Genomic DNA, 16583 nt, shown 5'->3' with positions numbered 1-16583 from the left:
AATCCTAGTTTTTATGTCGATAAGGGCAAAAGACGGATAATTTAGAAATAATGCTTAAGATAAAGGAAGGCAGCACGGAAGAAAAGGTAAGAAGCAATATGGATTTCACTTGGATTGAAGATTAGATTATCTTTATTTTTAGAAATCGTTCCCCAAAATAGGATAGAAAATTTGCGTTTTATTTTAGGCATATTGCTGTTTATTATATTGGTCTCATTGATTTTTTGGGCCGTGAAATTGACGGCAAACCGGAAAAATAGATCTGTTTCAAAATGGTTGAAAGCTTCTTTTTTTCTACCAATTTTGCCTTTTGTTCTATTTTTCATGCCATCTGCTGAAAAAAGTTTCAGGGCAGAAAAAGACCTGCAAAAAGAGGCAGAAGATTCCTCTAAGCCTCTTCTGAGTATTTTGGAATATAGCGGTATTTTTCTCTTAGCGCTTTTGGAAATTTTTATCATTTGGGCGCTTAATAACTGGATATCTCAACCTTGGGGAAAAGAAGATCCGGATTTTACCTATGATCAAAGATTATTAAACACCTCTTCTGCTGAAACGCTCAATAGCGCTAATGAATTTCTCGAATCCGTGTTCCATCCAGAGATGAATGGCGAGCCGATTGCTATGCCGGCTTTCAAACCTGAAAAAACGAGAGAACATTGTTTAAGCCTTTGTGGCTATTCAGGTATTTGCGATCAGATTAAATTGATACATTGTATTGAGGGGTATCAAATCCATTATGAAGATGTTTCAACTTATTTAAAGCGTCATTACCGTTATCCGTGGATGAAGCCCATGGTTCGGTATTTTGCTCAATTAAACGACCGTGAGGGGATTCTTAATTATGAAAAACTTTCTCAGACACTTAATGAATCTCAGAAATCTTTTGACACATTAAAATCAAAATATGAGGCGCATAAAGTGGCGCCGGTTCTTTTGGCAAATGCATTGGAAATGCCCATAAAAGAAACAGGTGTTCCTGATTTCACAAAGAGTGAAAAAATTTATAAAAAGGAGTTGAAATTCTATCGGTAGCCTTTCTAAAGACTTCATGGCATAATTATATCAGAAGATCTGTTGAGAGGTTATCGGATTATAGTTAAATCACAACCGGATTTAGAAAGAATGCTATGGCCTTCTTTGAAAGTCGTCCGCAAAGGGGATAAATAAACGCATGTCAGAATATGTTTACTTTTTAAAAGATGCTAACGAAGACCTCATGAAAGTTGGGATCAGTGAAAATCCTCTTGCTGAGGCAAAATCGCTTTCACGGCAGATAGATTTAGAGGAAAGCCGTGTGATTGCTTTCCCTGATAAGGAAATGGCACATGCTGTGATTGAGGAATTACACCATTTTCTTAAATCTTTTGCGCAGGGCGAAGGGACGGGTTGGTATACAACAGAGGCCAAAGATGATTTGCTGGAACAGGCAAAACAGCTTGGTCTAAAGGTTGATCCAATTTTAGGTTAATCTCTTGTGTTTCTCTTGTGGGGTGGGGAAAGCAGGTAATTATTAAAAGATGAGTCCATGTTTAAGTCTTAAAATTAATCATTTCTTTGCATGTGCTCGGATTAGAAATTTCTGGCGAGTCTTTTTTTTCTTTTTAGGTGTTTTTGCGCTTCCATTGCAGGGAGAAACAAAAGAGGTTGCATGTCCTGGCTTTTTTTATGGTCATCAGCCACCAGAAAGCAATCTATCCGTTAATATTATCTGTGAGCGTCATTTTGCGCTGGGATATTCAGAAGATCGCACTTCTTCGCTTTGGAGTGCAGAGCATCTTACGAGGACAGGCTTGCTTCATGCTGGGCAATTGCCGCCAGATCGTGCTCGCTTTTATCCGGATGAGCGGGTTCCTGTCACTTCCCGGGCGCAAATCGAAGATTATCGGCAGGTGAACTTAATCCCTGCCCCCCTTGTGCCGCATGAAGATATGCCAGACATCACCTCCAGAATCGAAAGCTATGCGCTGACGAACGCTATCCCTGAGGATCCACGTTTTCATGCGCTTTCGTGGAAAAAGATCGAGGATGATTTTCGGAAAGAAGCCATCCAGAATGAAGAGGCTTATATCATTACTGGTGTTGGCTATATGGCAGCGCTTAATGCCTTAGGCTGGGACCAGATTCACGTGCCAACGCACGTTTGGAAGGCGATTTATCTGCCACGACAGAAAAAAGGCAAAGCTATCGCTTGTCGTAATCAAATTCCGGCGGGATGTCATTGGATTGATTGGGATGAGTTGACAAATGTCACGGGAATTAATCCTTTTCCGGCATTTTCCTCCACCGAAGAGAAGGAACAGGCTGTAAAAGATGAGGAAAGAGATTTACAGGCTGCGGAAGAGGCTAAAGCGCAGGATGCCAAGGAAGCAATGCAACAACTTGTTGCTAAACCGTAAGAGGCCTTTACGCTTTAAGATTGTCTTTTGGCATAGAAAGGCTGCGCAGGGCATCCCGTGTTTGGGCATAGCCTTCTAAAAAAAGTGGCACATATTTAAGATCAGGATGTTGTGATAATTCCGTGAATAGGCCTTTTTGCTGATCAGCGGAATAAGGGATAAGCGCTGGGCAGACGGAGACGACGGCAGGCTGAGAGCAAGCTGCGCAGAATAGAAGTGGGAGGAAGCGAAGATATTTCATTAGAAGCTGTTTCCTTTAAGTCTATTTTGGAGTTCCTCTGCTGTTTTGGGTGCATTGGCTTGTGCAGAGAGCATTTGCTGTGTGAGATGGGTTTCCGCATTGGCGCGATCACGTTCATTTTGGGCTTCTTTTTCCCGTCCTGATTTTCGGCCCGAATTAAAAGAGCTAATAGCTAATGATGAAAGTCCGCCAATCACAATGATGAGAAAGATGGAGGCGGCAATTAAAAGTCCCATAGAGAGTACCTTTCATAAAAAAAAGAAGGTCTCTTTTGGAAGAGACCTTCTAGACGCTGTTGTTGAGAATGATAATTTTCAGGAATGCGTTTCTTGCGGTTTTTTCAGTGCATTAAAAATCTGCTTCACGGCCGCTTCTTCTTGCAAAAAACTGTTATTGAGAGCGAAAATTCCTTCTTTGAGGCTTTCGATATCAATTTTATCGCTGGAAGTTGGAAGTAAAACGCTGAACACTTCGCCTAAAATATTTCCGATTGTATGAAGTTTGGCTTGCTCCTTTGTGTTGAGTTTATTGCCCAAAGCATTAAGAATAATTTGTTCAATTTGTGATTCAATTTGCATGACAGAAGGAGCATTTGGAGTGTCTGCCACGTTCAGATTAGGAACGGTTGAAATTGGATGAGAGTCAGTCATAAGATTTTCCTTTAAGTTATTATTTTGTATGAGAATTGATAGAAATTTTAAATTTATAAACGGAAATTTAAAAAGAGATTGTGTTGATAAAAAAGCCCCTTTAGAGGGGCCGGTTAAAAAGGGAATTTTTTATCTTTTACAGGCGAAGCGGCATTTTGTCGGATTTGATGCACTAAAATTGGCGCAATAAAAAGAAGTAATTTTCGTGCAATAGGCCAGTTTTCCGGAATTAACCCCCCCGCCCCAAAGGTTAGGAGAAGCATGGCATTACTCTCGTCTAAAAAATTTTCATAAACGCCTAACAAAGCGCATGAGATGACAAAAAGGCCGAGCAATGTACTGCGTTGGAAAAGATATTTACGCATTGATTGCCTCTTGAAAAAGAGGAATATTGCGTTTGGCATCTGCCTTGCCATTTTGTGTGTTGTAATGAACTTTATGATAAACCGCCATGCTGATTGCGTCATTTTCAGCTGGAAGCGGATCTTTTGCCCGTAAATAACAAAGACGGCATAGAATGACGGCATAAGTTAGATTTGAGATCATCAAAGAGGCATCACCCTTTTCGATATTGGTAATCATTTGAACTTTTTTAAGAAGTTCAGGATGAAATTTTAGATAATTTTCCCAAATATCATCATGGGTCGCAGATTCCATTTGAAAAAGCCCAAGAGCTGGGCCAGAATCAATTTGCTGAAGATAGGTTAAGCCGCTTTCTGCCAATGCTGTTCCTAAAAGGAGATTGACGGCGTTATCGCCACTGAGCTCAATTTTTTCGAGAGCAGGACGAATGACAAGATTTTTAAATTGTTTTATATCCAGCCCATTCATTTTGTCCCTCCGACCTTAGCGGATTTATCCGATGCTTGCGGCGTGATATAGGCACCGGCGCCTTGATAGATTTTTGAGCCATTATCGGCTGTAAAAGTTTGATGACAGGCAGATAAGGTAATAGATGATAATAAAAATGTAATATATTTCATATTTTTACTTTCTTTTATTTTGTATTTAATTAAGTTTATTATTTAAGGGTAAATATTAAATTTTTTAGGATAATCCATTTAAAATTTGGTTAAGAAAATGGATAATTTTGGGAAAATAGGCGAATAATCCGCCACCAACTGTTCCAGCAAGAGCTCCGGCACCCCAAATGGCTTTTTTTATGCCTGTAAAGACACCTAAGAGTTGTTGAACCTGATTGCCAAGCTCTTTTTGATTTTGGCAAACCCGATCAATGCGCTCTCGTGTCTGTTCGGCAATGACTTCAAGCCGTGTCACACGATCTTCTGTCATATGACCTCACCAACTCAAATCTGAATCTGGAATAAGGGGCGGATTGTTTGGGTCAAACGGCGCTGGCACAGGGGAAGCTGGTGTTGCTGTGTTTGTTGGTACGTTGTTGGATGTTGGTTGTGAATTGCTTGTATCTGTCATTATTTCTCTCCATTTTCTTCTGCTTGTTTAATCCATGCCGCCAAAGATTTTGCTTTTGCTATCACTTGATCGGGCGGTAAATTGTCAATAGGCAAGCCTTCAAAATAAGCTGCTGTATATTTCTGATAGTTTGCTTTTGCTTGGAAAAGGGCAGAAGGCGGATGGATGATCCATTTTTGATTTTCTGGATCAAAACCGTCTAAAGTTTCACCTGCCGAAAGAAGAGGTGGTTTGATTTTAGTATAATCATCTGGCAAAGCGCCAAGCTGTTTCATCTCAAAGGGAGAGCCGTCTTTTTCACTGTAAACGGTCTCACCTCTATGATTTTCTGTTTTCTGCCATTCTTTGCCGTCCCAGCAATAGACAAAGCCTGTTTCAGCAACTTCAGGGGCTGTTAATGTGCAGTCAGCAGGAACGCCGGTGCCAAGGGAAATAAAGGGATTTGTCTCCCCTAGATATTCACCTGTTTCTGGATGATAAGAATAAGTTGTTAAAGTGCCTGCTGTTATCGCAAAGCCTTTATCGTTTAAAATTGCTTGTGTCATATTATTTTACCTTTTTAATAGAGTTTTATTTTGCTTTGATAATGAAATTGGAAACGATCGCATAAGGACGGTTTTCTTCAGCAGTTGGTACAGATTTTGAAGCATCAAAATCTACTATTTCAGCTCCAGCAATCCCCTTTCCCCCAACAGCAGACTGAGCAGAAGTTATACGCAGATCGAAAGGTCCTGTATAAGATTCTGTATTTGCAAAGACATAAAACTGCCCTACTGAACCTGATATATTCCTAATGGCATCGCCTTGAATCTCACCGATTTCAGGCACCGTGATAGCGCTACCTTTTGGACCTCTGGGAAAGCGTCCACGCCAATCTTGAAGCTTATTTGTGCCAAGTAAGGTAGAGAGTTCTGGATATGTTTCTTGATCGAAAGCGCCACCATCTAGATTAAGCCACCCTTCAGGTGGCGTGTAGGCAGGATATGCAATGATGGTGCCAATCGGCACGAGGTCAGATAAATTTGCAAGTTTTTGATATTTATTTTTATCAATGGCGTAATTAAAACCTAAGCGATTATCTGCATCCGCTACGCCCATCCATAAAATGGGTTTATTTGCGCCATCATCTGTTTGCTGATTTGGCACATAAGAAAGCGCTGGAATTTTATCATTTGATGGGAGATTTGTGCCGTCAAGATAAACACTTCCCACTGGAGCAGCACTTAAGTCAGAAGCACTTTCATCCGGCGCACCGCTTCCTAAAATTAAAAGAGATTTAGTCATTCAATGTTTCTTTCATTTTTATGAAAACCAATTAGGATTATTGATTGATATAGGGCCTTCTGGTTTTTGTTGGGCAGGCGTAGCTGTACCTAATTCTGATTTCAGAATTTTTTTATTCGGGTAAGCTATTTTTTCTTGATAGTTCGCCCATGAAATAGCTGCTTTTGTTGGCGGCTTATTTAAGCCAAGAGATTTGGGTATAAAGGCATAATAAGAGGCTAACTCATTCTGAGCTGTTTGTTGATCAGTGGGGGGAATAATGTCCCAAGCATTCCCATTCCATTGAATAGAGGAGCCATAAGCCTGATCTGAAAGAGAGGGTGGAGCAGTTTGCGTATAAGTGTCGGGCAAAGCGCCAAGCTGTTTGATTTCAAAAGGAGAGGCGTCTGTTTTGCTGAAAACTGTTTTTCCTCTGTGATCTTCTGTTTTTTGCCATTCTTTTCCGTCCCAGCAAGAGACAAATCCGGCCTCTGATATAAGAGGAGCCATGAGTGTACAATCCGCAGGAATGCTTCGGTCAAGGGAAATATAGGGATTTGTTTCGCCTAGATACTCGCCTGTTTCTGGGTGATAAGAATAAGTTGTTAAAGTGCCTGCTGCTGTTGCAAAGCCTTTATCGTTTAAAATTGCTTGTGTCATAATTTGTCCATAAAAAAAGCCCCGAAAAAGGGCCAGAAAAGGGAGTATTGGAAGAAAGCGCTGATCAAGTTATGTATAGGCGCTTTGCAATCGTTTGAGATTTTAAGAAAATTTGCGCTTTATGCGGCATTAATAATGAAGTTCACCCCGACAGATTTAACCCGTGTTTCATCTGCCGTTTGAACACTCCCAGAAGCATCAAACTTAAATGGCGGGGTGTCTGTATCTGCTCCGTTATTGCCATAGGGAAGATCGATCCAGCCTGTACCACTTTTTATTTGTGAAAAACACCCAGTCCCAGTATTGTTAAGCTGACAATATATTCCGGTCATAGTGCCAGTAATATTCTGGATAGCATCTTCTTGCACTTCACCAAGCGAGATGAGATTTCCTGCCCCTCTTGCAACCCTGTTTCTAAAATCGGGGAGGGAGCCATTCGGGAATTTTTGAGCAAGAACAGGGTATTTATCTTTTTCAAAAGCACCGCCATCCAGTAAAAACCAACCGTTCGGCGGTGTATCATCATAATAAGATAAAATAGAAAGCGCTGGAATTTTATCATTTGATGGGAGATTTGTGCTGTCAAGATAAACACTTCCTGCTGGAGCAGCACTTAAGTCAGAAGCACTTTCATCCGGCGCACCGTTGCCTAAAATTAAAAGAGGTAAAATCGCCCCTGCAGATGGCTCCGATTGGGAAAGATTGAGAGAGGGGGGCATACGCGTATCCTTTCTGATATTTGTTTAAAAGGTGATGTTTAAAATTGTATTTGTGATGTTAAGTTGTCTTGATTAAAAAATATTTGAAAAGTTAAGAGGATTTTCGGTATGATTTTTCTTAATTTTTTGCGGATTTCTCTAAGACAGCTAAACGTTTTTCCAGCGCATCATATTTTTGCTGTAACGCATCAAGTTGAGAGGCTGTTTCTGTGAGATTAACCTGTGACGTGGAAACGAGATTTTTATCAAGATACGCTTTTACAAAGGTTGGGAATTTCCCAGTAGATGCAATTTTTTGAAACCTGCTCTTTTCTTCGGCAGATACATTTAATTGTTTTGTATCAATGAGTAATTTGCCGCTGGATGTAAAAACCAAACTGTGGGGCGTGAAAGGTGTTGCGCCTGTAGAACTTCGAATAAGAAACTGATGCTCCAGCTCTTTTGAAATATTGGCAGTACTATTGGGCGGTTCAATGCTATAGGAGGCAATGTAATCAACATAAGCGCTACTTCCTCTGCCAAGCTGCACGCCGGTTTTATAGAGCGGGCTTTTTAAATTTGTTTCTGCCTGATTGTCACCGGAATAAAGATAATTTACGCCAACAGGGAGGTTGCTTGAATTCGAAGCGTCCAGCGTTGGCACTTTATAGAAAGAGGTGTCGCTTCCATTTTCTAAATCCCCTGCTTTATTAGAAGCTCTCAGATTTAAGAAATGAAATGGGCCTAATCCTGTGCCGCCGCCTGCCATTGCCATGGCCCAAACTTTCCGACCATTAGGATCGCCCCAATAACCTGCAACAGCAACACGAGAATCCATGACTTGGACATTGCCAGAAGCTGTCGAGGCGACAAACCCAGGGAATCCACCTGCATTACCACTTACAAAATCACGTCCTGCATCTGGCTGTGCTTTCCAACCGATATTGGAGATATTGGTAACGGGCACGCCATTCTGCCCATTAAAAGGTGCAGAAGAAAGCGTTCCTAGGTTAAACCAATTCAATGGATATGAATCTGGATTTCCTGTTAGCGAACGATTCAGACTGATCTGTGCTTGCGTCAAATTGCCATTTTTATCTAAGTTTAAACGGATAAATTCTGGTAGTGCCCAGCCAGCAGTGCCATCTTCAGCACCAGCTTTTGAAGGGAGTTTTGCTTGAGAGCCATCCAGAAATCCTCCGATGCTATTTGTAGGCAGACGCATAGCAATTCCGCCAGGGTACGCTCTGTTTTTAAAGATAGCACTATATCCACGAACATCGGGAGAGGCAGGGATGAGATTACCTTTTTCATCGTAATTATCAATTTCAAATTCTTGAACGGAATAGCTATTCGGTAAATAGCCTAAATTTTGGGAGGTTTCTAAGCCTCTTTTTTGAGCAGCATCATCGCCGCTCATTAAAGAAGGATCGCATTTCCGAATAGAGATTTTTGCCAGCCCTGTTTCTTGACCGTTACCTTGCATACTTTGATTGACGACAAGAATGAAGCAAGCATTTGCACCCGGATTTGAAGGTTGGAAAGAAGGAATGTTCCCAAAATATGCCCCTTGCCATGTATCAGAAGGGGGATAAACAGAACCTAATGGCCAATCAGAAGGCTTAGGCTTTGTATAGTCGGCGATTGTGTTATCGAATATTCCTTGTATTTGTGTTTCCGGCGTTCCATTTTCAGAGATAATAGAAGAAAAAGATACGCCGCCGATAACGGTGCTAATATTGGTGGCATCCCCTCTTAGGGAGGCACCCCACTTGAGTGAAGGACTGTTTTCACTGCCGGATGGGAGATTTGCGCCATCAAGATAAACGCTTCCGACAGGTGCGGATGTTAGACCAGCCATACTTGCATCAGGCGCACCGTTTCCTAAAATCAAAAGAGGCAAAACCGCCTTGTCGGGTGGGTCTGATTGAAAAAGACCTGGAGAGTGGGTCATGATGTGTATCCTTTCTGATACTTTTTTAAATTAGCGGTAAAAATGGCATTTGATTTAGCGCCCTTATTTTTGGATATGGCCTATTAAGCCGTCATGGATCTGACAAAGTGCTTATTTGGGGCAACAGATTTTTTACGCTACCGGAACCAATGATGATTCCGTCAATTTTACCCCAGTTTGTGATAGAGCCGTTATTTGTAAAATTGGTGTTGAAAACGGCAATTGTAATAATGGAATTAATGCCGAATATTGCCTTTACATCACCGTCAAAAACCATCGCGCCGTTAATGTTGATGATGTTATCGTTTAAAAACTTGCCGTCCCCTTCAAAATTTGCAGAGGCGGAAATTTCCAATTCTCCTAAATTATGAAATAATGAGCCGGCGAGACAGGTGAATTTATGTCCACCCCAGATGTTAATAAGTCCGTAATTTTTTAAACTTCCGGCGCATGCAAGATTTCCATTGCATTGGATGCTTCCGGCACTGGAAAGTGTGACATTTGCTGGGGGATCAAACTTTAAGTTGCAGTTATCCGCAATTGAAATCGTGCTTGCAATTTCAGCTTGAGAAGAAAGTTCTATGCTTGATGCATAATTCAAATTTATATTTCCATAGGTAATAAATTTTGAATATGTTTGCCCTTTTATCGCACTTGTGCCGTAGAGATTGATAAAGCCGGTTGAAATCATGAGTCCAACGACTTCAAGATCCCCTTGATCGTTCAGCTCTAAATCGCTCTGATTATAGAAGGTGGCGCCACCGTCAATGAATAAAGCACCTTTTACATTCATGTATCCATTGTTCTTCAGCGTACCGTTTGTTTCCAATAATCCGCCTATAACTGCATTGTTGGAATTTTTTACAGCGCTATCAATGGTGATACGGCCATAATTTATAATAACGGACCCTGTTTGTGATTGAATATTTCCGGCAGAGGTTATTTCTGTTTCGCCAAACATTAATAAAGTGCCTTGAATCAGCACTTTATTGCTGACTTGACCGCCATAATAAATATAAGTTTGATTTTGCGGAATTAAGTTTTTTCCGTCCCATACCGGAAATCTATTCAGGGAAGGAGGATTTGCGCCGCTGCCATTGGAAAGATTTTCATTGTCGATATACACACTTCCAGCAGGCGCAGCGGTTAAGTCAGAGGCGCTTTTATCAGGCGTACCGGTCCCTAAAATTAAGATTGGATTATTCATTTTCTGCATCCTTTCCAACACTTGTTTTAAAGGCAGCGCCGGGCATTGGATTGCCGTTCTGGTCAAATTGCTTAAGAGAAATCGTTGCGCTTTGTCCGGGAACAATTGGCGTTTCCGTAAGGGTGATTTTAGAAAGGCTGGCACCGGCTGCGCCTGTGTCCCCTTTTTCCCCTTTGACACCGGCGGCCAAAATACCTGTGACGGGATTTTGATTATTACCGTCAATTTGCGGTGTCAAAATGATTTTGACTTGTGAACCATCCGGCGGATTGGAGGGCGGATCAAAGGCAATGCCAAGACCTGTAAAACTAGCGCCGTCTTTACCATTTGCGCCATTTGTGCCGTTCACCCCCTGTGCGCCTGGAGGGCCTCCGGCACCCGTTAGGTTAATATTCGTGTCGGCCCATTGCGTTCCATCCCATGTCCAGATTTCGCCTGCGTCATCAATCCAGTTATCGCCTATTATTGGATCTGTTGGGGCGGTGTTTGCGACGGTGGTATCTGTTCCCCGTGAACCGTTTTTTCCAACAAGGCCTGCATTTAAAAGCCAAGTTCCATCTGATTGTTTGACATAATAGTTTAAAATTGTGTTTGTCATATTAAGCTGCCCTAATTAAAAAGCGTTTTGTGATTGCGGAGGGACGGGTTTCGTTCCCGCTGGAAATTGAGACCTTAAATCCGGACAAATTCATGTTGATTTTAGACATTTTTCCAGGATGAGGTTTGTGTGTTCCAAACTTTCCATCCCAGAAGCTGGAAACTTCTTGGAAACACCCATAGGGACTTTGTGGAGTAATTTCAGCGCCACCTGTAAAGGCCCAAAAACCACTATCCGGAATATTGATTGTGACGTTATCTTGTGCATTGACAGCAGAGGTCTGCACGCTATTAAGCGATGTATTATCCGGATTGATTTGCCCGCCTTTATTGTTTGAACAGCGGATAAATCGGCCGCTAGAATTGGGCAGATGATCGGATTTTAAAACATTGTATAGAAGCGGATATTGCGTTGTGTCATATTGACTGCCATCCTCTTCAAGCCAAGTGCCTTGGGTGGGATTATCCACGCCGTTCCAGATGAGGCTTGCGCCAATCGGATAGCTACCACCTTGGATAGATTTGAGAATATGCTGAAAATCCACCTTGAGCCAACTGTCATCTGACCCTGGAGCGGCATTATTCTGGTCTTTCAAATTTTGCCAGAAAAATAGGCCGCTTGAATCGACTAAAAGCGCACCGGCGGCATAACCCGGAATAGCGTTATTGCTGATTGCCCAAGGGCTAAAAACGCCTAAATATCCATATTGCGAGGCGCCTCGGATGCGGGCAGCCGTATCATTTAAACTGGCTGGATCGCCTGTAATAAAAGCTCTGGGGATTGTACCTTCACATCCTCTCTCAACAGTGAGAATATCTTGATCCCGATGGGTGCAGTGGCAGATTTCATAAACGCCGCTGCCGGCAGAAACAAGCGTGAGTGCAAAAAAACCACTTTCACCATTATCGGCAGGACTTCCTTGCGGAATGGGAAATTTAGAACCTGTTCCGCTAGCAAGCTGTATTTGTGTGTCTGTTGGCGTAATATTGGCGGCCAAACTTGCTTTGGCACGATCTGAAACTAAAAACATAAAATTTTCCATGAAATAGGGTAAGAAGAACCCGTAAAAAGAAAAACCCCGCCAATTTAGAAAAAGGCGGGGTGAAATTAAAAAAGGAAGTATAAATGCCGTACCGAAAACAATCGGATAAAAACATTTAGACAATAAAAAACCCCGTTGGGTGAAAACCGAACGAGGCGCATAAGGAACACTTTTAAAAAGTGCATAAATCTATCATATTTTATTTATGGATACAGATTGGCATGTACGCCTGTCAAATATTTATGAAAGAAATTTTAAAAAATATTTTAAATTTCCTTAAAGTTAAAGGTAAACCCGACAGGAACATTGAGCGCACCGGAATAGAGCGCCGCCTGAAGGGATAAAAGCAATGTTGTGTCGCTGGTGACAACAGAAATATTGACGATCTTTTCCGAAACATGAACACTGACCTCATTGGCATCTCCAAAAAGTGGGGCATAACCATTCACCCCAATCATCCAGCGCTTAATGCGCTTTTTGAGCCACGGAATACTGAATTGCGGGCCATCGCCACGGTATAAATTCCATGTCATAATGCGGCGGAACGTATCATCATTGATGAGAAGCTTTTGTCGTGGTGTCGGTACGGAACCGCCTGCGGCCACTTCGTCAATCGCAAGCTCGTCAATCGCCCCCTCTAAATCAATCGAAGATGCATAATCCGAATACCAGCGTCGCTGACCCCATAAAAACCATGCGAGATAAGTCAATTCGCCAGCACTCCAGAAATCATCAATATAAATCGCCGGACAGTGAGAGATAAATGTCTTTAAATAATCCTGCGCGATTTGATTGTAAGATTCAAATAAAGCCATAATATCAGAATCATCGCTATATTGCTGATAAACATAGGCTTTGAGAATGCGCCACGCCATCGAAAGCGTTTGAAGCTTATTCTTGCCGGGTGGAATGCCGATTTTCTGACTTAAGAGAACATTGCCCCGATCATCATAAAAATTGAGATAACGAAAGCGCGTTGCAGCCTGCCCCTGACCGGCAAAACCGGCATTTCCAGCTGGAAGGGTAAAAGAAATCTCAGACATAACCGGCATCCTCAATGGAGATATTGTCGGGACTTGTGACAAAATAAGCCTCGCTGTCGCCGTAAACCAGCTCATCCCCTTGCGGTGTGGGCTGCTCAACACCGTCAATAAAGATTTTTGCCGCATAAACGCTTAACTGTGAAACATCCGAAATTTGCTCAAAAGCACTTAAAAAAGCCTGCTTAACTCCGGCAAGGGAAATCGGCTGACCGGCATAAAGCGAGTTGATATAGTCCGACACAGGCGGGGCGGCAAGCTGGGCCAGCTTGTTCGGATCAACCGCATTGATAAGGGTAATTCCCCAGGTGATATTTACCGTGACCTTCTGCTGGGCAGGACGGACATATTGGATATTATATTGATCCTGACCATCAACGACACTGGCCGTGACATTTGTGCCAAGCTTGCCATTGCCAGCAGAGCCTAAAAGGCGGGAAATATCAAAAATAGAGGCGTAAATCGCCGCCGCAATCTGTGAAGGATCACCGCCATCTACCAAAATACGATAACCGTTCGGATCAACCGCACAGGCAATCGTTCGCTTTACAACGCCTTGAATATTGCCGATCATATTCTTGACACAGGTTGGACTCCCTTGCGGTTGCGCCTGTAAAGCCTGCCAAATCCGCAAACGGTAAGAGGCATCCGTTTCCGCAGAAATTCCGGGCGTTCCGGCTGTCGGGTTGGTGACAGAAGTAATTCCGCCGGTTGGGAGGGACGTGTTCACTTGCGTAATGCTGTTTGCTGCCGGCGGCGTTTCAAAAAATTCAATCGCGGAAACATAGACATTGTTTGAAACACCGCTTTCCGGAATGGCCGTTGGCGCAGTCGTGGCATAAATATTCTGTCCGTCTGAAAATTGAAATCCGGTCGCAATATACGTCCCCGAAGTCCCCTTAATCGTGAGATAGGCAGAGGCATTGCTTTCCGTGCCCCGTGTAATTCCCATCTGCGCCCCGTAAACATTTAAAAACTGGGAATTCATTGTAAGCGGTGAAAAACTGCCAAACATTTCAACTTTGGCCGCATCCATTTGTGCCAGTGCTCCGACAGAAGTACTGGCCATATCTTCGACCAAAGTGCCCGGCAGATCGGTGGCAACACCGGGGGCGAGTTTTTCAGCCAGATTAACAAGATTTTGACGTAAGATTGTCGGGTCGGTAGTATGGATACCGCTATCCGCAATGACGGCGGTAAAAGCAGGCTCAAGAGAAGTAGAAATATTTTGTGCCATAAGAAACTCCAAAGTAAAAAGAAAGATACATAAAAAAACCCGCTAAAAAGCAGGAAGTAAAAGAAAGAAAATAAAAATAGTTATCAAGTAAAGACTATGCGATGACAGGGCCTGTCGGTTTCCCCATATTGCCATCACTGTGCGTATGGGAAAGATAAGGCTGACCATTGATGGAGAGCTGTCCTTTAAGATTGATCTCGCCATCTTTGAGCGTGATTTCCGCAGAGCCGAATTTTAAGGAAAGAGAAGATTTTTCCAATGCAACGCTGGCATTTCCGAAAGAACCTTCTAAACTTTCCTCTTTGAGCGTAACCGAAGCCTTTTTAAAAGAAAGGAAAGCTTGATCTTTTGTTAGGGAAAGACTGGCATCGCCATTCCAAAGATTTTGCACCAAAACCCCGTTTTTCTCTCCCGATAAAATCAGCGTATCAGGATCGCAATCCGGCCAGACCATTTTATCATTGGGATCATTTTGGTTTTTAGACAAACGGCTGAAGGGAAGAAAAATAAAAGCGCTCATATTGGGCGCTTTATCGGAAATGTCTGGGACTTCTCCCTCAGCCCCGATCGCCGATTGCAGAGAATAGTTGCTAGGAACAAGCACTCCCCAGTCGCCTTCCTGCAGTGGCAAGCGCAGATAACGACTGCTCGCAACGCAGACTTTCAGGGGCGGCATAAGCGTGTCTTTATCCCGCTGGAGGCAGACTTTAACCTGAAGAAGATTGTTTTTTAAAACAGACGTAATTTGTGCAGGATAGGCTAGGGGAAGAAGCCCCGTAATGAATGCCGCTTGCTCACGACTATGCTGTGTAAGTAAATATTGTAGAGAATCATTATCCATAAAATACCTATTGGTTTAAGGGAGGAAAAGATTAGGAGAGTTTAAGAAAACCGCTTTAGACCGAAAGTTGTCGTCCATTTTTCGGCCTCTGGCTCTCGGCTCTGTCCGTAATAATGGATCATAACGACTTGCCATTTGCCGGTAAAAAGAGACTGGTTTCCTTCAGGATTGCCACAAGGGCTTAATATGCCGTAGCGATTTCCTTCGTCAGAGGCACTCGGTAAAAGAAGAATATCACCGATCGCAATATCGGAACGAAGCGGCGTTATAACGCTGACCTCCCAGTTTTGCGCATCTTTGTCATCTTTAGGCGGGCCGTTATAGTATGGCTGACCGATAATCTCCTGAAAAGTGAGTTTTTTAACATTCTGCGTGTCGGCAGAAATCTTTTCTGATGTAAAGGAAATTAAGCCATTGCCATTATAATGGGCGCTAATATTTTGTTTTTGCCAATCTTTTCCCCAGTTTTGAACAGAACGTGTAAGCTGCGCAACAAATTCAGGCATCGTATTGGCACGAAAATATTCATATTGCCGACATTTTAAGTCTTTTAAGCCACTGACATCGACATCATAGCCTTTCAGAGAGGTCTTAATACTGTTGGAAAGTAGGTCATTTGCTTCACATTTGAAAAAGCGGGGTGCTGGAGAGAAATCCATGCTTTTAGGTTCACAAAAAAGCTCTAAACAAGAAACGGCCTGCGTCTTTCCATCACGTTGCTCAAGGATAGTCTGTGCAGTAGACTGCGTGATTTTACCGCTAAAAATCTCACCAATGGAAAAATTCTGATTAACGGAAACCCCCACAACGCCGCCGCTCAGTTTGACATATCCATTATTTAAATTATTAGTCTGTGAAAATGTATTTGGATCTTGCCCATAAAGCATAATATGCATTCTTGGAATGATCGCATTATTTGTCAGCGTGTATTCAAAATCCAGGCGTAAATAAGCAGGATTAACAACGCCGGAAAAAGGATTAGCTGTCGGTACGTTGTTAGGCCCTTGATGGGTCGAAAAATGGTAAATGAAATCATTGGAGGAAATATCCTTTCCCGGTTTGAAAATTTCAATATTATAGAAACGCATAATATTAAATCCTTTTTGATATGTATCTAAGTTTGAAAAGAGTTATTTTGTTGATAGTTTTATTTATAAATAAAATAATGAATTTAAATATTGCTAAAATATACAATATTAGAGGAAAAAACAGAGACGCTGGAGTAGTGTTTAGAGAGCTAATCTAGCATCCGCCGATGGCATTAAAACCGCTGGCGGCATCACTGACAGCAACGCCCAGACCATCTGCAATCAAAGTTGCAA

Annotated in this window: 21 protein-coding genes; 3 read left to right on the top strand and 18 right to left on the bottom strand. The window is 42.4% G+C overall.

From position 1 onward, the window contains the following. Positions 1–231: 231 nt before the first annotated feature. The 3 genes from FAI41_04810 to FAI41_04800 all read left to right on the top strand — a co-directional run bounded on the left by FAI41_04810 (position 232) and on the right by FAI41_04800 (position 2396). Positions 232–1032: a hypothetical protein gene (locus tag FAI41_04810; GenBank protein ID QCE32972.1), complete on the top strand. Its 801-nt coding sequence runs from the start codon at positions 232–234 to the stop codon at positions 1030–1032. A 139-nt stretch (positions 1033–1171) separates the two neighbouring features. After that, a complete protein-coding gene (locus tag FAI41_04805; protein QCE32971.1) occupies positions 1172–1468 on the top strand; it encodes a GIY-YIG nuclease family protein in 297 nt (98 codons plus the stop codon). Between the two features lie 49 nt (positions 1469–1517). Beyond that, positions 1518–2396 carry a DNA/RNA non-specific endonuclease gene (locus FAI41_04800; GenBank protein ID QCE32970.1) on the top strand — a complete coding sequence of 293 codons (879 nt, stop codon included), beginning with the start codon at positions 1518–1520 and terminating at the stop codon, positions 2394–2396. 7 nt (positions 2397–2403) lie between these two features. On the opposite strand, the gene FAI41_04795 is transcribed toward FAI41_04800, so the two are convergent. The 18 genes from FAI41_04795 to FAI41_04710 form a co-directional block, all read right to left on the bottom strand. Continuing rightward, positions 2404–2637, bottom strand: a complete 234-nt coding sequence (locus FAI41_04795) for a hypothetical protein (GenBank protein QCE32969.1) — start codon at positions 2635–2637, stop codon at positions 2404–2406. Continuing rightward, positions 2637–2873 carry a hypothetical protein gene (locus tag FAI41_04790; protein ID QCE32968.1) on the bottom strand — a complete coding sequence of 79 codons (237 nt, stop codon included), beginning with the start codon at positions 2871–2873 and terminating at the stop codon, positions 2637–2639. Before FAI41_04790 ends, FAI41_04795 begins: the two co-directional genes overlap by 1 nt. A 78-nt stretch (positions 2874–2951) precedes the next feature. Next, entirely contained in the window at positions 2952–3287 is a 336-nt protein-coding gene (locus FAI41_04785) for a hypothetical protein (GenBank protein ID QCE32967.1), read from the bottom strand. A 113-nt stretch (positions 3288–3400) separates the two neighbouring features. Beyond that, on the bottom strand, positions 3401–3652 hold the full coding sequence (locus tag FAI41_04780) for a hypothetical protein (GenBank protein ID QCE32966.1): 252 nt from the start codon (positions 3650–3652) through the stop codon (positions 3401–3403). Continuing rightward, positions 3645–4118: a hypothetical protein gene (locus tag FAI41_04775; GenBank protein QCE32965.1), complete on the bottom strand. Its 474-nt coding sequence runs from the start codon at positions 4116–4118 to the stop codon at positions 3645–3647. The genes FAI41_04780 and FAI41_04775 overlap by 8 nt, the downstream gene beginning before the upstream one ends. Positions 4119–4334: 216 nt before the next feature. Next, positions 4335–4580, bottom strand: coding sequence for a hypothetical protein (locus FAI41_04770; protein ID QCE32964.1), 246 nt, complete (start codon positions 4578–4580; stop codon positions 4335–4337). Positions 4581–4720: 140 nt separating this feature from the next. After that, a complete protein-coding gene (locus FAI41_04765; GenBank protein QCE32963.1) occupies positions 4721–5266 on the bottom strand; it encodes a hypothetical protein in 546 nt (181 codons plus the stop codon). A gap of 25 nt (positions 5267–5291) precedes the next feature. After that, positions 5292–6005, bottom strand: a complete 714-nt coding sequence (locus FAI41_04760; protein ID QCE32962.1) for a tail fiber protein — start codon at positions 6003–6005, stop codon at positions 5292–5294. Positions 6006–6023: 18 nt separating this feature from the next. Then, positions 6024–6644, bottom strand: coding sequence for a hypothetical protein (locus FAI41_04755; GenBank protein ID QCE32961.1), 621 nt, complete (start codon positions 6642–6644; stop codon positions 6024–6026). A gap of 119 nt (positions 6645–6763) precedes the next feature. Then, entirely contained in the window at positions 6764–7363 is a 600-nt protein-coding gene (locus tag FAI41_04750) for a tail fiber protein (protein ID QCE32960.1), read from the bottom strand. A gap of 118 nt (positions 7364–7481) precedes the next feature. Further along, the gene (locus tag FAI41_04745) at positions 7482–9296 is read right to left on the bottom strand and encodes a hypothetical protein (protein ID QCE32959.1); all 1815 of its coding nucleotides are present in this window, start codon (positions 9294–9296) and stop codon (positions 7482–7484) included. Between the two features lie 91 nt (positions 9297–9387). Next, positions 9388–10503 (bottom strand): hypothetical protein, encoded by a 1116-nt coding sequence (locus FAI41_04740; GenBank protein QCE32958.1) that lies wholly within the window; start codon positions 10501–10503, stop codon positions 9388–9390. After that, positions 10496–11101 (bottom strand): hypothetical protein, encoded by a 606-nt coding sequence (locus FAI41_04735; protein ID QCE32957.1) that lies wholly within the window; start codon positions 11099–11101, stop codon positions 10496–10498. The genes FAI41_04740 and FAI41_04735 overlap by 8 nt, the downstream gene beginning before the upstream one ends. 1 nt (position 11102) lies before the next feature. After that, the gene (locus tag FAI41_04730) at positions 11103–12131 is read right to left on the bottom strand and encodes a tail fiber protein (GenBank protein QCE32956.1); all 1029 of its coding nucleotides are present in this window, start codon (positions 12129–12131) and stop codon (positions 11103–11105) included. Positions 12132–12409: 278 nt separating this feature from the next. Next, positions 12410–13186 (bottom strand): hypothetical protein, encoded by a 777-nt coding sequence (locus FAI41_04725; GenBank protein QCE32955.1) that lies wholly within the window; start codon positions 13184–13186, stop codon positions 12410–12412. Continuing rightward, entirely contained in the window at positions 13179–14420 is a 1242-nt protein-coding gene (locus tag FAI41_04720) for a hypothetical protein (GenBank protein ID QCE32954.1), read from the bottom strand. Before FAI41_04720 ends, FAI41_04725 begins: the two co-directional genes overlap by 8 nt. Positions 14421–14514: 94 nt before the next feature. Next, a complete protein-coding gene (locus FAI41_04715; protein ID QCE32953.1) occupies positions 14515–15261 on the bottom strand; it encodes a hypothetical protein in 747 nt (248 codons plus the stop codon). 41 nt (positions 15262–15302) lie between these two features. Beyond that, the gene (locus FAI41_04710) at positions 15303–16349 is read right to left on the bottom strand and encodes a hypothetical protein (protein ID QCE32952.1); all 1047 of its coding nucleotides are present in this window, start codon (positions 16347–16349) and stop codon (positions 15303–15305) included. Positions 16350–16583: the final 234 nt, after the last annotated feature.

The organism is Acetobacteraceae bacterium (assembly GCA_004843165.1).
Taxonomy (GTDB): Bacteria; Pseudomonadota; Alphaproteobacteria; order Acetobacterales; family Acetobacteraceae.
This window is presented reverse-complemented; position numbering and strand designations above follow the sequence as displayed.

What these genes read in the sequence shown, in the direction of transcription:
- FAI41_04805 (QCE32971.1), top strand. Translation starts at nt 1,172, where the DNA reads ATGTCAGAATATGTTTACTTTTTAAAAGATGCTAACGAAGACCTCATG.
- FAI41_04800 (QCE32970.1), top strand. Translation starts at nt 1,518, where the DNA reads ATGAGTCCATGTTTAAGTCTTAAAATTAATCATTTCTTTGCATGTGCT.
- FAI41_04795 (QCE32969.1), bottom strand. Translation starts at nt 2,637, where the DNA reads ATGAAATATCTTCGCTTCCTCCCACTTCTATTCTGCGCAGCTTGCTCT.
- FAI41_04790 (QCE32968.1), bottom strand. Translation starts at nt 2,873, where the DNA reads ATGGGACTTTTAATTGCCGCCTCCATCTTTCTCATCATTGTGATTGGC.
- FAI41_04785 (QCE32967.1), bottom strand. Translation starts at nt 3,287, where the DNA reads ATGACTGACTCTCATCCAATTTCAACCGTTCCTAATCTGAACGTGGCA.
- FAI41_04780 (QCE32966.1), bottom strand. Translation starts at nt 3,652, where the DNA reads ATGCGTAAATATCTTTTCCAACGCAGTACATTGCTCGGCCTTTTTGTC.
- FAI41_04775 (QCE32965.1), bottom strand. Translation starts at nt 4,118, where the DNA reads ATGAATGGGCTGGATATAAAACAATTTAAAAATCTTGTCATTCGTCCT.
- FAI41_04770 (QCE32964.1), bottom strand. Translation starts at nt 4,580, where the DNA reads ATGACAGAAGATCGTGTGACACGGCTTGAAGTCATTGCCGAACAGACA.
- FAI41_04765 (QCE32963.1), bottom strand. Translation starts at nt 5,266, where the DNA reads ATGACACAAGCAATTTTAAACGATAAAGGCTTTGCGATAACAGCAGGC.
- FAI41_04760 (QCE32962.1), bottom strand. Translation starts at nt 6,005, where the DNA reads ATGACTAAATCTCTTTTAATTTTAGGAAGCGGTGCGCCGGATGAAAGT.
- FAI41_04755 (QCE32961.1), bottom strand. Translation starts at nt 6,644, where the DNA reads ATGACACAAGCAATTTTAAACGATAAAGGCTTTGCAACAGCAGCAGGC.
- FAI41_04750 (QCE32960.1), bottom strand. Translation starts at nt 7,363, where the DNA reads ATGCCCCCCTCTCTCAATCTTTCCCAATCGGAGCCATCTGCAGGGGCG.
- FAI41_04745 (QCE32959.1), bottom strand. Translation starts at nt 9,296, where the DNA reads ATGACCCACTCTCCAGGTCTTTTTCAATCAGACCCACCCGACAAGGCG.
- FAI41_04740 (QCE32958.1), bottom strand. Translation starts at nt 10,503, where the DNA reads ATGAATAATCCAATCTTAATTTTAGGGACCGGTACGCCTGATAAAAGC.
- FAI41_04735 (QCE32957.1), bottom strand. Translation starts at nt 11,101, where the DNA reads ATGACAAACACAATTTTAAACTATTATGTCAAACAATCAGATGGAACT.
- FAI41_04730 (QCE32956.1), bottom strand. Translation starts at nt 12,131, where the DNA reads ATGTTTTTAGTTTCAGATCGTGCCAAAGCAAGTTTGGCCGCCAATATT.
- FAI41_04725 (QCE32955.1), bottom strand. Translation starts at nt 13,186, where the DNA reads ATGTCTGAGATTTCTTTTACCCTTCCAGCTGGAAATGCCGGTTTTGCC.
- FAI41_04720 (QCE32954.1), bottom strand. Translation starts at nt 14,420, where the DNA reads ATGGCACAAAATATTTCTACTTCTCTTGAGCCTGCTTTTACCGCCGTC.
- FAI41_04715 (QCE32953.1), bottom strand. Translation starts at nt 15,261, where the DNA reads ATGGATAATGATTCTCTACAATATTTACTTACACAGCATAGTCGTGAG.
- FAI41_04710 (QCE32952.1), bottom strand. Translation starts at nt 16,349, where the DNA reads ATGCGTTTCTATAATATTGAAATTTTCAAACCGGGAAAGGATATTTCC.